Source organism: [Chlorobium] sp. 445, assembly GCA_002763895.1.
Lineage (GTDB): Bacteria > Bacteroidota > Chlorobiia > Chlorobiales > Thermochlorobacteraceae > Thermochlorobacter.
Window position 1 is genome coordinate 21,044 of the sequence record NSLH01000012.1, and the last position, 14,937, is coordinate 35,980.

Annotated in this window: 15 protein-coding genes; 4 read left to right on the forward strand and 11 right to left on the reverse strand. The window is 46.6% G+C overall.

Annotation, left to right across the window (positions count from 1 at the left end):
- Window positions 1-148 precede the first annotated feature (148 nt).
- Both CMR00_06520 and CMR00_06525 read right to left on the reverse strand, forming a co-directional pair.
- A complete protein-coding gene (locus tag CMR00_06520) occupies window positions 149-1,237 on the reverse strand; it encodes a peptidase M24 (protein PIO48113.1) in 1,089 nt (362 codons plus the stop codon).
- A gap of 19 nt (window positions 1,238-1,256) precedes the next feature.
- Window positions 1,257-1,589, reverse strand: coding sequence for a hypothetical protein (locus tag CMR00_06525; protein PIO48114.1), 333 nt, complete (start codon window positions 1,587-1,589; stop codon window positions 1,257-1,259).
- A gap of 18 nt (window positions 1,590-1,607) precedes the next feature.
- On the opposite strand from CMR00_06525, the gene CMR00_06530 reads away from it, so the two are divergent.
- Entirely contained in the window at window positions 1,608-2,432 is an 825-nt protein-coding gene (locus CMR00_06530; protein PIO48115.1) for a hypothetical protein, read from the forward strand.
- Window positions 2,433-2,445: 13 nt separating this feature from the next.
- On the opposite strand, the gene CMR00_06535 is transcribed toward CMR00_06530, so the two are convergent.
- Window positions 2,446-2,745 (reverse strand): hypothetical protein, encoded by a 300-nt coding sequence (locus CMR00_06535; GenBank protein ID PIO48116.1) that lies wholly within the window; start codon window positions 2,743-2,745, stop codon window positions 2,446-2,448.
- Window positions 2,746-2,786: 41 nt separating this feature from the next.
- Here CMR00_06535 and CMR00_06540 point away from each other — a divergent pair, with 41 nt between their 5' ends.
- A complete protein-coding gene (locus CMR00_06540; GenBank protein PIO48117.1) occupies window positions 2,787-3,761 on the forward strand; it encodes a nucleotidyl transferase in 975 nt (324 codons plus the stop codon).
- Window positions 3,762-3,792: 31 nt separating this feature from the next.
- Window positions 3,793-4,314 (forward strand): 5-formyltetrahydrofolate cyclo-ligase, encoded by a 522-nt coding sequence (locus CMR00_06545; GenBank protein ID PIO48118.1) that lies wholly within the window; start codon window positions 3,793-3,795, stop codon window positions 4,312-4,314.
- 93 nt (window positions 4,315-4,407) lie between these two features.
- Here CMR00_06545 and CMR00_06550 read toward each other — a convergent pair whose 3' ends face one another.
- Window positions 4,408-6,603: a hypothetical protein gene (locus CMR00_06550; protein ID PIO48119.1), complete on the reverse strand. Its 2,196-nt coding sequence runs from the start codon at window positions 6,601-6,603 to the stop codon at window positions 4,408-4,410.
- Window positions 6,604-6,642: 39 nt separating this feature from the next.
- On the opposite strand from CMR00_06550, the gene CMR00_06555 reads away from it, so the two are divergent.
- Window positions 6,643-7,476, forward strand: a complete 834-nt coding sequence (locus CMR00_06555; GenBank protein ID PIO48120.1) for a polyphosphate kinase — start codon at window positions 6,643-6,645, stop codon at window positions 7,474-7,476.
- A 12-nt stretch (window positions 7,477-7,488) separates the two neighbouring features.
- On the opposite strand, the gene CMR00_06560 is transcribed toward CMR00_06555, so the two are convergent.
- The 7 genes from CMR00_06560 to CMR00_06590 all read right to left on the reverse strand — a co-directional run bounded on the left by CMR00_06560 (window position 7,489) and on the right by CMR00_06590 (window position 14,921).
- Complete coding sequence (locus CMR00_06560) at window positions 7,489-8,193, reverse strand: hypothetical protein (GenBank protein PIO48121.1); 705 nt, start codon at window positions 8,191-8,193, stop codon at window positions 7,489-7,491.
- A gap of 11 nt (window positions 8,194-8,204) precedes the next feature.
- Window positions 8,205-10,193 carry a hypothetical protein gene (locus CMR00_06565; protein PIO48122.1) on the reverse strand — a complete coding sequence of 663 codons (1,989 nt, stop codon included), beginning with the start codon at window positions 10,191-10,193 and terminating at the stop codon, window positions 8,205-8,207.
- 100 nt (window positions 10,194-10,293) lie between these two features.
- Window positions 10,294-11,826 (reverse strand): hypothetical protein, encoded by a 1,533-nt coding sequence (locus CMR00_06570; protein PIO48150.1) that lies wholly within the window; start codon window positions 11,824-11,826, stop codon window positions 10,294-10,296.
- Window positions 11,827-12,179: 353 nt separating this feature from the next.
- Complete coding sequence (locus tag CMR00_06575; protein ID PIO48123.1) at window positions 12,180-12,509, reverse strand: hypothetical protein; 330 nt, start codon at window positions 12,507-12,509, stop codon at window positions 12,180-12,182.
- A 268-nt stretch (window positions 12,510-12,777) separates the two neighbouring features.
- Window positions 12,778-13,479, reverse strand: coding sequence for an ABC transporter ATP-binding protein (locus CMR00_06580; protein ID PIO48124.1), 702 nt, complete (start codon window positions 13,477-13,479; stop codon window positions 12,778-12,780).
- The gene (locus CMR00_06585; GenBank protein ID PIO48125.1) at window positions 13,463-13,696 is read right to left on the reverse strand and encodes a hypothetical protein; all 234 of its coding nucleotides are present in this window, start codon (window positions 13,694-13,696) and stop codon (window positions 13,463-13,465) included. Before CMR00_06585 ends, CMR00_06580 begins: the two co-directional genes overlap by 17 nt.
- Window positions 13,680-14,921: a hypothetical protein gene (locus CMR00_06590; protein PIO48126.1), complete on the reverse strand. Its 1,242-nt coding sequence runs from the start codon at window positions 14,919-14,921 to the stop codon at window positions 13,680-13,682. Before CMR00_06590 ends, CMR00_06585 begins: the two co-directional genes overlap by 17 nt.
- Window positions 14,922-14,937: the final 16 nt, after the last annotated feature.

The following is a 14,937-nucleotide window of genomic DNA, read 5'->3' on the forward strand; positions in this document are numbered from 1 at the left end:
GTTACAAAAGAACGGACTTGTGTATAAGTCGACAAATTCTCATACTCTCAAGAGTTGTCTAAAGTTTTTCAGCAGCATCTATTGCGACTATTGCGAAGGTCTGTCTGCCTCATAACTTCATGAAGCATTCGTCATAGGCGTGTTGAACTTAAAGCTCAATCAATTCTTTGGGCGCAGAGGGCAGTGGAAATGCACCGTCATCGGTCAGAAATACAATATCTTCAATGCGCACACCAAACTGATTTGGCACATAAACGCCCGGCTCAATCGTGATGGTGCACCCTGCAGGTAAGCACATCTCGGTTTTGCGCCCAATCGTGGGGACTTCATGCACTTGCAATCCGACACTATGTCCAAGTGCATGCGAAAATGCTTCACCATAGCCACGCTGCGTAAGAAACTCACGCACGATGCCATCTAACGCTTTGGCTTGCATGCCTACTTTCGCTGAGCGAATTCCAAGCCAATGTGCCTCGAGTACTGTCTCATAAGCGCGGCGCATCTCTTGAGAAATTTTCCCTACTGCAACCGTTCGCGTCTGGTCAGAGCAATAACCATTGACCACACAGCCCATATCAATGACCACAAGTGAATTGTTCTGAATCAAGTGATGACTGGCACGTGCATGTGGCAGCGCCGCACGTGGACCAGATGCTACAATCGGCTCGAACGCATCTTTTTCTGCCCCGAATTTTTTGTTCCAATATGAAATCTCTGCTGCAACATCACGCTCTGTAACACTGGGCGAGATTATCTCTAAAATCTTCTCAAAGACTTTGTCAGTGATCGCAATAGCCGCCTTGATATTTTCCAACTCTTCAAAACTTTTGCAGACAATCAAATCATCAAACACACCAGTTTCGGGCACAAACTCAATGTCTTTGAGTTCACTGCGCAGTTTCTCAGCCGTCGCAAAAGTCAATTTATCCGCCTGAAATCCCACACGCTTGCCCAGCGCATACGCGCCTTTTTTGAGCTCCTCAAGAAAGCCATCTTGCGTAATAATGCATTCGGCGTTTTCTACTTCGTGTTTGACTTGCTCGGCATATCGACCGTCTGTAAAGAGCCAAGCCGATTCCTGCGTAAGCAAAACTGTTGCATTTGAGCCACTAAAACCCGTGAGCCAACGAATGTTTGAAAGATCAGTGATGAGCCAGGCATCAAGCTGCTTAGCTTGAAGTTTTGCACGCAGCACATGTTGTCTGCGATCAACATGCAGGGCTAACTCGTCTGTCATTTTCCTTTGCCGTAATGAGTTAATCAAAGTTTTCTGAATTCACTTTGGAGACGCGCACAAATCCTTTTTGCGATTTGATTATGGCAACCCCACTTCTTTCCTCTTGACTCTTCATTGCTTTGAGTTGTTCTTCGAGTTGCTTCACTTCGGGCGAGTATTCAAAAGTTTCACGATACTGTATCTGAAAACTCATGCCCTCGAAGACAACTTGCTTTTCACCTGTCGCTCGCAGTTCTTCGTCCACTACATCGAAGACTGCAGGCTTAAGTTTCTCGAGCTCCTCTTCGTACTCCGATATCTTTGCGCGTAAGTCGAGATAGCGCCGGAGTAAGTCTTTTTCTTCTGCAGTCATGCCGGTCACTTGTGCTTGATGTTTGAAAACACAAAGAAAAATCTAATTTCGCAAACACACAACTTTCAACCTATCGGAGGATTAACAACCATGCAACCTCAAACGGTTTCTGCTTCATCGGCACTCGAAGTTCAACGCGACCTTGCTCAGCGCATCCGTGATTTTACAGGCATTGAACGCGATTTTGTCGCCATCAAATTCTGCCCTACACTGGCTGATATTCCTGCAGGCACTCTGCCTTACAAAGGCAAAGGCATCTACTGCGGCATGTGGAAAGAGGTCTCCAACTACGACACGCCGTTTTATACTGTGCCTGATGATCATATCTGTGCAGGTGGTGTGAGCTATACCGGCATGGGACAAAAAGCGCTCTCACCGAAGATGGAAGAAGTTGGCTGGGCAATGCTTGTCGGCGAAGGGAAGATTTACTACTCGCGTGAATCCGTGACAAAGTGTCAGGAAAGTGTACCTTATAACTTCAGAAAAGAGAAGCGCTTTGAAGCCACGGTGATGGGACGCTTAGAGCAAGTGCCTGAACCTGATGTGGTGCTTTTTTTCTGCAATGCTCGTCAGCTTGAGTGGCTCTGCCATGCTTACAGTTTTGAGTCGGGTGAGTTGGTGCAAGGCTTGGCAGGTCTTTCGCTGTGCGCGCTGGTTGTACCGCATCCATATCTTTCAGGTAAGCCAGTGTTTTCACCCGGAGATTTATCGGGCAGGGAACTTGCACGCATGAGCGAGAGTGAAATGTGCATTGCTTTTCCTTTCAAAGACATTGCGATGATTGCACGTAATCTTTACCGCATCAAGAAGTTTGAAGATTTGCCTAAGTCGCTTTTGCGCTAAGGTACGGCTTGAGTTAGCGCTGCATCAGAAGAAAGGGATTGGCAATCAGTTCTGCAGCACACAATCCTAGCCGATAAGGCTTATGCTGACCGAAGACTTGATTTCGCCGCTCCTCTACGGCATCAATGAGCGCATTTGCATGCTTGCGCAACTCTTCAAGACTCAACTCACCACGTGCAAATTTTGCTCTTGCAATCCAGAAACGATATTTGAGCTCCAGAATGTCTTCTCGAAAAACTTTCTGCGATGGCACATCAAGCTGCACTTTGCTCAGATGTGTTTTTGTCCAGCGATTCTTACGACGCTTTTGCATAACTTCACGCACACTTTTTGCAAACTTAATAACTGTTCGTTATGAAAGCGATTATTCCTGTCGCAGGCGTTGGCAGTCGCTTGCGTCCTCACACTTACACTCTCCCTAAAGTTCTTCTTAATGTGGCAGGCAAACCGATTATCGGGCATATCATTGATAAAATCATTGAAGAAGGCATCAAAGAGGCGGTCGTGGTTGTTGGCTATTTAGGCGATATGATTGAAGAGTATCTCACACAGAACTATGACATTCACTTTACGTTTGTTGAACAAGAAGAGCGTCTCGGATTAGGACATGCCATCTGGATTACACGCGAGCATATTGGGACAGACCCAGTACTTATTATCTTGGGAGATACCATCTTCGAGGTGCACCTGAGTGAAGTCTTGCGGCGCGAACATTCCGCTTTAGGTGTTAAGGCAGTCGATGATCCGCGCCGTTTCGGTGTTGCTGAAGTGCACGATGGATTTATCACCAAGCTCATTGAAAAGCCCGAGCATCCTACATCCAACCTCGCTGTTGTTGGACTCTACTACATCAAGCATCCTGCATTATTAATTGAGTGTTTAGACCACAACATTCGCACCAATACCCGCACCAAAGGTGAATTTCAACTCACTGATGCCTTGCAGGCGATGATTGAACAAGGCGAGAAATTCTCAACCTTCCCTGTCGAGGGCTGGTACGACTGCGGCAAACCTGAAACGCTGCTTTCTACCAACGAGAAACTGCTCAAGTCTAAATCGCGCTACAAAGAAATTTTCGGCTGTGTCATCAATCCGCCTGTTTATATTGCAGAAGATGCTGAAATTGAAAACTCCATCATCGGACCCTATGCGACCATTGCCAGCAAAGCCGTGGTCAAAAATTCGCTTGTAAAAAATTCTATTGTTGGTGAACAGGCACGGGTTTCGTCAATGTTGCTTAATGAATCGATTATCGGCAATAATGCAACTGTTATCGGCAAAGCGCGTCGTGTCAATATCGGCGATTCGTCTGAAGTAGATTTGAGTTAGTTGAGTTATCTTAGTTTTCTTGTTTTCAGGAATGGATACGGCGCTCAAAAAAGTGTTGGAAGCACGCGCTGCAATTCGTGCAGCACTTGCAGAACAGCGCGCCCAGCTCTCTGAAAAGCAGTGGCTGGAGCGTAGTCAGAAAATTTTTGATGTGCTCAAAGCTGATGATGCCTTGCAACGTGCAAAAGTCGTACACTGCTTTATCTCTATGCCGAAACGGCGCGAAGTCAATACAGAACCGATTCTACAGTGGCTACAAGCACAAGGTAAAGAGATTGCAGTGCCTGTTATGAAGTCGCGCAACTTAGTCAGCGTACGCTTTCTTGGCATGGACAAACTGGCTACGGGGGTCTTTGAAGTTCTTGAGCCTACTGAACACATTACGATTGATGAATCAACCCTTGATGTGGTGCTCACGCCACTTTTAGCTTGCGACCGACAGGGCAATCGCTTAGGGTATGGAAAAGGATTTTATGACAATTTTTTGCACGCCTTGCTGCGCAGGGCATTCAGCCACGAAAAATCGGACTTGCCTTTTCATTCCAAGTCCTAGACCATATTCCACAACTTCCAGACAAAGAGCATAAAGACGTGCCGCTCGACGCCATTGCTACCGATGAAGGCATCATTGAAGTCTCCGCCTAATCTACTGGCGTGCAAACTCCAGATATTGACTGTGCATGTTCAAGAGATGGTCGATATAGACACGTTTTGCTTTCGAGTTTGCAAACTGAAAGGCAAGTTGCTTGGCGCGCTCTGCTGAGACCATTGCACTATCGATTCTCCCCGTCCAGAGCCATGATTGAAGTCGCATCATTTCCGTGCGCAAGTCCAAATCGCGCTGATTGAGCGGTTGAGCATCACCAAGCAGTTCTAATGTTTGTGAAAAGTCTTTTTGCTCAAAGGTATGCTCTGCTTGCAAAAGACGCAGAAAAGATTTGAGCTTATGGTCTGTACTTGTATCCAGCACTGCTTGGTAGAAAGCATTTTTTTCTGCTGCTGTCAGAAGTAGCGAGAGTTTTTCTCTTTCGAGCCCGAACTCGATCCATTTGAGTCTTGTTGCAATCGCCACATCAAATTCAAATGAAAGATGCGAGCGATAGAGCCGTTCTAAAATTTGCTGTGCAGAATCAATCGGTGCTGCTTTGCTCCATAACATTGCATTTGCGAGCGTAAACCATGCACGCTCTGGTCGTTCCACCTCTTGCAGCAATGAATCTGCCCCAGCAAAGATTTCCTCAAAGTATGCCTTACCTTGATGAGCTAACATCAGCCTTGCACTCAGGTAGCGTTGTGCCGCTTCAGCATTCGTGCCGCCAGACATTTTTAAGACTTGTGCTGCAATCTGACTGGCTTGCTCATATTGCCCTTGCTGATGCATCTTTGCACACTTTTTTAAGAGCCGTGCTATGCTGTGCGGACACTCTATCTGAAAAATCGTTTTGCGCTCAAACACTTGCTTGTAGTACGGATTGATTTGCGGCGGCACCACCACTGTATTCAAGTGCTCTAACCACGCTATGAGCAGTTCATCAAGCGACTGACCATAAACTTCTTCAAAGTCTGCAGTTGCATACACACGCTTGAACGCATCCATGCCATGTGTCTTGAGCAAATACTTTACAAATGAACCCGATAGCGTGTAACTTGTTGCACTAAGTCCTGTCCAAAATCCAAGCGGATTGAAGAGTGCCTTTGGGTTAAAATCTGGTCTATGGTCAAAAAAGTTGGCTGACATTTCATCGAGTGTCCACTCAAATGAGGGCGTTTCCAGTGCCATTGCAATGCCTTCTAACAAGCCAATGCTGCGTGATAGCCCCAACCACTTATCGCCAAATGGCTTCATCAAAATATGCACGAGTTCATGGCGCAGCACGGCATCGATATTGCGCTGTGTGATGTGTATTTCGTTCATCCACACGCGTGCAATTTCTGTTTTATCAAGTCCTGTGAAGCGCTTTTTCGTCTCTGCGTCGGGATAGATGAAAATGTAAATGGGCGGCACGCTATCAAGTTCCATCATGCGCTGCAGGTCGCTAAGTTCCAGCTCAATGTGTCGGCGTAGGTATGTGCGCTCTTTTTCGGAAAGTGTTGGGCTGGCGTACCAGAGTTTTGCGGAATCGATGGGTACAAGTTTCCGCATAATGGCATGGCGTGAAGACGTTATGCCAAGCTCTTCACTTTGAAGCCAAAGAAAGATAGCTGCACTTAGCAAAGACAGCAGCAAGATACGCAAGAGTGATGGTCGCATCGATGAGCGAAATCGCCAAGTCAGCAATGCGCCCGAGATGGCAAGTGTTTCCAGACGAAAGAAAAGATAGCGCGGCTCAATTTCAATTGCGTCGTCGTAGATTGAGCCTGCAAAAAAGCCGAAAATGTGGTTGAAGAAGTAGACTTGCGGCGATGTATAAAATCGGTAGAGCGGCGCAATGAGCAGCAGAGCAAAATAAATTAGCACGAAGAGCGTTTTCTTTGCACGCAGTGGCAAACTTTCAATGACCAGTGCAACTGAAATTGCAAAGACTGCTCCGAATCCTACGGCAAGCCCATAAAATCCAAGCCCTTCCAGATAAGCACAATTTTTAACGAAAAGTGTTGCCAGCAGCATAATTAGCGGCGGCAGTGCAAGCGCAAGTGAGGTTGTGATAAAGCGTTTGCGCATCTGTTGCTCGCTGAGCCAGAAGAGCCCGAGCCCTAACGGCAGTGTTGCAGCCATTGCAAGTGCAAATTCATAGCCAAGGAAGTTGAACAGCGGAATGCATGCTAGCACAATGGAGAATGCAATGGAGCAACCTATCAGGATTAGTGCCTTGCGCGTTGAAACTGTACTTAAGTTCTGCATACGTATATTCTTCTCAAAACACCACTAAAGGAGAAAACGATGAACATCAAAAAATTTCTTGCTCCCAAGAAAGTCAATCTCTCAAAAATTCGCCCAGATGATACAGGTAAAATCAGGACGCCTGACGAGATTCGCACCGATATGGAGCACGACCTCAAAATGCTTTACGATCTGCATTATTTGATGTATGCGGATAACAAGCGTGCACTGCTTATTATTTTGCAAGGCATTGATGCGAGCGGAAAAGATGGCACGGCAAAACATCTTTTTGCAGGGTTTAATCCACAAGGCTGTCGGCTCTACTCATTTAAGAAGCCGTCCGAGGCAGAATTGGAGCATGATTTTCTTTGGCGCACACATCGCGTGATGCCTGCACGTGGCGGTATCACAATTTTCAATCGCTCTTACTACGAAGAAATTTCTACGGTCAAAGTTCATCCTGAATATCTTTTGCATCAAAACTTACCCGACGAAATTTTGCATGACCCTGAGATTTTCAGAAAGCGTGTTAAACAAATCAATGCCTTCGAGAAGATGCTCTTTCAGAACGGAATGCACATTCTGAAATTTTTCTTGCATATCTCCAAAGATGAGCAGCGCATCAGGTTGCAAGAGCGCTTAAATGACCCTACCAAGCATTGGAAATTCAGCATGGCTGACCTTGAAGAGCGCAAACTTTGGGATAACTACATGCGTGCATTTGAAGAGATGCTAGAGCAAACCAACACGAAATACGCCCCTTGGTATGTAATCCCTGCTGACAAGAAGTGGTATCGCAATTATCTTGTTGCACGCATCGTGGTTGAGACTCTCTCTAAGCTGAACATGGCGTTTCCAAAAGCCAGTGTGCCAGATGGGCTGAACATCGTGTAGCATGACACGCAGTTACTGACGGTTGAGCAGTTTAGCTTTTGCCACATTGTTCCACTTTTCGACCATTTTGTCATACTCAGCAGTGCGTTTGATAGCAAGTAAGCGGCGCGTTTCATCGTTGAGAAAGCCGTAGAGCTCGAGTTTATCGTAGAGCACAAAGAGTCGCTCGGCGTGTTTGCTATCTTGGTAGAGCACTGGGAATTTGGTCAGCAATCGCTTTTGTGAAAGCAACGCTGCATCGTAGCGGCCATTGTCTAAGAAATATTGAATTGCGTTTTCTCGCTCACTTAGGTATGGAATAGCATTCGGATTGGCACTGACCGTGTCAGGGGCATTTTCGCCATATGTGAGCCCAATTGGTAACTTGCGTTCGCGTGTCTCTCGTACAGGCTTAGGCAGTTGTTCTGCTTCAATTTGTGTAAGTGCTGCTACCACCTCCACGCGCGATTTTGGCAGTATATCCTCAATGAAAAAGTATGCGGATTCAGGCACAGCATAGGCTTCTGTCGTCTTGAAGAGTGTTGCCTTAGCCCCGCTTTGCGTTAAAAGAAATGTTTTGGTGGGGATCTCTTCTTTTGCTGAAAGCGGTAGCCACTGCTGCTCATACGGATTGAGATAGAGCGCTATACCAGATTCGAGTTTGACCCACACTTTTGTTTGCGCATGAGCCAGCGTGCTAAACAGCAACGCACCGATAAGAAGTTGAAGAAATCGCATAGGGTTAGATGTTAAAAATCATAGATATGAACATTTCCTTTGACGACGCCCTGTTTTTCAACGACTTCACGGTAATACTGCTGGGCACCAGTTTTGAGTGCAACTTCAAAGCCGCTTTGCAGCACTGTTGTCTCTATGGGGAGCCAGAGTGTTGTTTTGCCAAGTGCATTTTGGCGCGAGATCGCTTCAAATTCAGTGAGCCCGAGTTCTCCAAGCCGTGTTGCATCCAGTCCAGTATCCACTAACAAAAACAGATGTCCAATAGCCCCTGGTTCTGCAGTTGGAATTGCAAAATTTTGTGCGGTTTTAGGTCGCACATCGATAATCGCACATTGAATCCCTACTGACATCAAGCATGAGGCAAGATAGACCACCAAATCTTCACAGTCGCCAGAGCGTTTTTCAAGTGTTTCGCGCGGTGATTGGACTTGATCGACAATCATCGTGGTTGTAGCATCTGGTACATAGCGCAAGTCCTTACCAAGTTCATCGATGAAATGTTTGAGTTGGTAAAATTTGGCAGGCTGCAAGGTGCTATCGCGCATGAGTGCGCGCAGGTATTTGGTTTTGGCAAAGAGTTGTACTTGCGGATCGTTGGGTGCGATGAAAAATTTCAAGCTCCATGTGTCTCCATCCCACGCATTTTCGTTGAGTATTGTGATTGGCATACTTGCCAGCGGCACTTTGCGGTTGTCACTTTCAATTGAGATAGACAGTTCGCCCAAGCGTGAGAGTTGAAATTGTTTGACATCACTGACATACAGATAGACTGGCACATCGAGCAATTCGTCAGCATTGATTTGAATTGGCTCACTGCGGAAACGCCCTGTATTGCCCAGTGTGGCAACCACTTGACACCATACGGGACGCTTGTCAGCATTATGCAGCGTGAGAATGGCTACAGGATTATGCGCATAGTATTCACGCTTAGATTGAAAAATGTTGCGATGCAGCAATTTGATATCCGCCAGTTTTAGTACGGGAGGCACTTCTGTGCCAAATTTGAAGGTTGCACCTACTCGAAACGCTTGCTCTTGCAAGAGATTGTTTGCAGAGTTTGTCCAATTGAGCGTTGCGGCGTTGAGCCATTTCTGAAATTCGCTGCGTGAGAACTGATCGGTCGAATACCACACGCGCTCCACACCTATGCTTGCAGCAAGATCGCTGGTCAGTGGTATGCCAATATCAAACTGCAAAGTCTGGAAGTTAAACTTTGAAATACTCCGCTGCGCGCGCAGTGAGATTTGAATTGGCTCAGCAATATTGGGCAGTGGATTGGGCAAACTGTGCACATAGAATGCCCCAATGCTTCTTAGATGCGCTGAGAGTCCAAAGCGGAAATAAGGCTGAATAAACTCCACCTCGCTAAAAGGCAGAATATCGCTGCGATAACTGAATGGCATTTCTGTTGATCCGAAGTTCAAAATTGGCGCTGGCATTACACCAAGGTGCAGATGCAGGTTGCCTAGAGCGGCGTAGCTGCGCAAACCCGCCAAGATCGTTTGCCTTTCTGCGTCTACAGGCTCAATCTTCGCGCTGAATGATCCGCCTTGCTGTTCTACAATTTGCACTTTGCTTGTCATTACTTTTTCTGTTAGCACCGCAAAAAATGCACTGACGCCAACTTGATCACCACTTAGTCCCAACGAGAACGATAGCGGAAAGTTGAAGCGATAAGCATCGTTGGGCAGATTGAGCGGGCGCGTCAGCGAGACATTTTGCGGTAGACTCACCGTGATTGGCTCTGGCTCAAATTGAAATGCCTGTTCGTAGTTATTGTTCAAAGTTGCTTGTGCGCGCCACAGCCCCACTTGATACTGTAACATCACTTTCGAAGCTAAATAACTTGATGCATCAAAACGGTTGCGCAACACTTCGCTTTGGATGGAGACAGCAAATTTTGAGACAGATTGGTTTTGAAAATACTCCATCCAATCCACAGTTTGTGCAGAGACAGACGAATTTATCAAGAGCAGCAGTAAGGCAACACATCGTTTCATTTTGAAGTGATGGTCAGTTGCGAGTGTTTCACTTTTTGAATCAAACTCGATAAGTCTAGCTCAAAGGTGCTCGGCAAATTTCGGAAACGTTGCGTACGAATCACTTCATCAGGTTCTCTTGCATCAATACCCAATTGAATTTTTCCAATACTCCGTCAATATAAGTTTTTATGCGTTCGCGAAATTGCCCCTCGTCTTTGAGCGGCAATGTGCCACGCAGTTTTTCACATACCTCATCCAGGAGTTCAGACTGATTGTAGAAGTGAATTATCCAGCCACGCAGATACTCTGTTACAGTTGCGCGATGCAGCCCAAGTTCAGCTGCCACAGCTGAGATGGCACGATGTTTGAACTCATGCTGACGCAAGGCTTGCAGAATTTTCTCAGCTAGTGCATCGCTTTTGAGGCTATAGCGTGGTGCGCTTTCTTTGAGCTCAAAGTCTTCGGGTAAAAGAAAATCGCGCCGATAGAGTGCAGCGTTTAGCACAGCACGCTCCGTTGCTGCTTTAAGTTCGCGCACATTGCCTCGCCATGCTTGCGCTTTTAACCACTCGAGCAGGGCATCAGAAATCTTCACATTTGGATTGATGTGGTGCAAGAAATGCGTGAAGAGCACTTCAATGTCCATTGGTCGCTCGCGCAGCGGCGGCACGGTTAAGCTAAATCCATTTAGGCGGTAGAAGAGATCCTCACGAAAGCGCTTTTCTGCAATCAACTTTTCCAGCGATTGATGTGTTGCAGCAATGATGCGCACAGAGACTCGGATGGTTTTTGTGCCGCCAACTCGCTCAAATGTACCTTCTTGCAAGACACGCAAGAGTTTGACTTGAAAGGCAAGACTTGTTTCGCCAATTTCATCAAGAAAGAGTGTGCCGCCATCCGCTTGTTCAAATCGTCCAGCCTTGGCTTTGGTTGCACCAGTAAATGCTCCTGCTTCATAACCAAAGAGTTCCGACTCGATGAGATTTTCATTAAGTGCGCCACAGTTAATTGCAATAAAGGCTTTCTCACGTCGCTCCGATCGCCGATGAATAAACTGCGCTAATTTTTCTTTGCCGACACCGCTTTCACCTAAAATCAAAATTGGAATTTCTCGCTTAGCAACTTGCTCTGCCTTTGTCAAAATCGTTACCATTGGCGAGTTTGGTGCAAAGTAAATGTCCTCTGCGTCAGGCAAAACCTGCGGTAATTCAGGGGGCAAACGATGTGAGAGATGCTCATAAAATTCAAGTCTGTAGCGCAAGTCTTCGCTTTGCTGTGTGCCTCCGCTTCTGCTCTCTTCGCTTTTGCTGTCAATTTTTGCCTGTTGAATCGGTGCTATTGTTTGTGGTTCCTTTTCAACCGAGTGCGCCAACATGGATTTTACCAATGTATGTCTGCTGCGCGAAATTATCACGCCAATTATTATCACCACAGGCAGTGCATTTGCACCAAACCACAGTGGCGATACATCTACTTTGGCAATAGTTAGCCCAACAAAGACAAGTACATTGAGCCCTATGGCGTAAAAGGCTGGATCAAAGGTGTCTGTTTTGCGTACGTAGTAAAATATGGGCAAAAGCGAAAGCAAGAGCAACGCGCCAAGTTGCCATGCTGGCAAAAGTCTTCGTACATCGCCCGAGGCAACTTTCATAGCTGCCCACACTTCAAGTTCTGCAGTTGTAAAGGCTTCACCGCTGCGTTCGCTCACAACCAGTGAAGAGACGCCTGCATAATTAAGGTAAATCACCACATCACGTCCTCGGCAGTCAACCTGACCTTGAATGGCTTCGTGTAGTGAATAGTCCGAAATGAGCTGCTTCTTTGGCAAATCGATCACTAGCGTACTCGCAAAAGGCTCATCATAAAAAAATGCTGCGAGCGTTCTTGCCGACTCCGACTTTGCAATCATCTTTTCGTTTTTGATGTCGAAGGCTTCTGAGAATGGCAAAAAGCACCGTGCTGCTGGGAATCGTTTATCGCTCAAGATTGTGATAGAATCTGCAGTCAGCTCGCGCGCAAGCAGATAGATATTCGGCAGTGTTTGCAACGTGTAGAAAAAAAGTCATCGGATTCAGGGTGGGCTACATCAGCATGTGGAAAAGCAAGGTCAAGAAAGATTCGTGATGCGCCACTTTCAGAGAGTTTTTGCAGGGCAATGGCATACCATTTACGGTCAAGCGGCCAGCCGCCAAGCGCCTTGCAGTCCTCTTCATTGATGACAATCATCACTGGCAACTCTTTGGCTTGACCTATCTGCATTGAAGCACTAACCAGCAGAAGCACTAGCAAGAAAAGTCGCATGAGGCGTATCTCGTCAGCAAAGCAAATCTTCATCGTTAGAGAAAGTCGTCGTCATTATGCCAAGGTGGTTATCACATCACATGTCCAGAAACTGCACTACCACCTCAAGACTCAAGTTCGTTTTGCAAGCTGCATGGAAAATACAAATCTCACATGGGACTCAGACATCTCAAAAAGTTACATACCTTCTTGAGAGTGCGTTGTGCTTTGCGCAACACAGTTTGACGCCAGAAGCCAACGTGATTCCGATTTTGTTTAGTGTTCTAAGCTTGTCTTGGCGGGTTTAACTAAGATGGCTCGCTTAGTCACGCATGTACTCGAGGTAGAGTTTTTCCAAATCAGCATGTTGCATGTCGTCGGCGCTCAGTGTAGCAACCAGTTCGCCGTGCTTCATGATGCCAAGGCGCAAGCCGACTTCCTTTGCACGAAAGAGGTCATGTGTTGCCATCAATACCGCCACGCCTTTTGCAGCAAGTGTTTTTAGGAGTTCTGAAAATTCAAATGAGGCTTTCGGGTCTAATCCGCTGGTCGGTTCATCCAGCAAGAGTGCTTTGGCATCTTTGGCAAGTGCAATTGCAATGCCAACTTTTTGGCGCATACCTTTAGAGTAAATACCCACGCGTTTGTCGTGTGCGGCTTTCTCCAAGCCTGCTTGGCTTAGAAAGTCTGACAGTTCTGCTGCAGAATACGTTTTGCCTGCCAGTGTCGCAAAGTATTCCAAGTTTTCCAATCCTGTGAGATTGGGGTAGAGCATCACCGTTTCAGGAATGTAGGCGAGCAGTTTTTTTGTCTCGAGCGGTTTTTCTTTGACACTCATGCCTGCAACTTTTGCTTCACCGCTTGTAGGTTCTGTAAAACCAAGAAAAAGGTTGATGGTCGTCGTTTTGCCTGCACCATTTTGTCCGAGCAAGCAAAAAATTTCACCCGGTTCTACTTTCAGGTTTAAGCCTTTGAGTGCTGGCGTGCCGTTGTAGGATTTTGTAAGATTAATTGCCTCGAGCATGCTGTTCGTGCAACAGTTCGTACTGCTGCTTTGCTTTGATAAAATCTTGGATATTGTAGGCATGGGCACCAGCGTGTCCTGCCATAAGCCCGCATGAACAACGCAGCTGTGCTGGCTTGCCAAAGCTACCACCTTGCATCGTACCGCACCCAGCCAGCAGCGCTGCACCCAAGACTATCAGCGTGAGTTGTTTTGTTAAGCTATTCTGTTTCCGCATCGCTATTCTCTGTTTGAAACTGCCATTCAGGAAATGGATCAAAATACTGCTCCCAAGCCACTTCTCCTACAGCCATTTCTTCGGGCGTAAGCAATGCCTCTTCGAGCCGAGAAATGAGGTAAGCCTTATCGATATCAATGCCGATGAAGACCAGTTCCTGACGCCGATCGCCATACTTGCCTTCAAAGAGAGATTGAATTTCAGCTTTCATCTCAGGTCCTACGCCCCAGAGCGCTTCAGGCACACTTGCCCACCATGCCCCAGCGGGCGAAAAGTTGATGGAACCACCAGCTTGCGCCCATTCGCCCACAACTTTCATGCGTGTGGCTAACCAGAAAAAGCCTTTGGAGCGCAGTACACCTTTCCAGAACGAATTATCATTGACTAAGTTCCACAGGCGCGTTGGGTGAAAGGGTTTTCGTGCGCGAAAAACAAAACTGGATATACCGTATTTTTCGGTTTCAGGTGTGTGTTCGCCACGCAGTTCTTTGAGCCACTTTGGTGATTTTGCTGCTTCTTCAAAGTCAAACTTTCTTGTGTTTAAGACTTTCTCGAGCGGCACTTTTCCGAAAGTTGCTTCTACAATTTCTGCACGCGGATTCAGCCCCTGCAAAATGGCTTTCAGTCTTTCTTTCTGCGCTACTGAAACCAGATCGAGTTTGTTGAGCACAATCACATCGCAAAATTCAACTTGTTCAATGAGTAAATCAGCCACAGTGCGGTTATCTTCTTCGCCAACAGCTTGTCCACGATCTTTGAGAAAATCGGCTTTTTCATACTCACGTAGAAAATTTGCAGCATCGACCACCGTTACCATCGTATCCAAATGCGCAAGATCGGAGAGACTTTTACCCTCGGCATCTTCAAAGGTAAAGGTTTCGGCAACAGGCAATGGTTCAGAAATGCCAGTCGACTCAATGACAAGGTAATCAAACCGACCTTCGCGCGCCAGCTTACTGACTTCCACGAGCAAATCCTCACGCAGCGTGCAACAGATGCAGCCGTTTTGCATCTCGACGAGTTTTTCTTCCGTGCGTGAAAGTTTAGCATCGCCTTGCTTGAGCAGCGCCGCATCAATGTTGATTTCGCTCATATCATTCACAATCACAGCGACTCTCTTGCCTTCACGATTCGTGAGAATGTGGTTGAGCAGCGTTGTTTTGCCTGCACCCAAGAAGCCAGAGAGTACGCTAACAGGTAAGCGTTTCGGTTTTGTTCGTGTCATCTTGGAAATAAAGGTT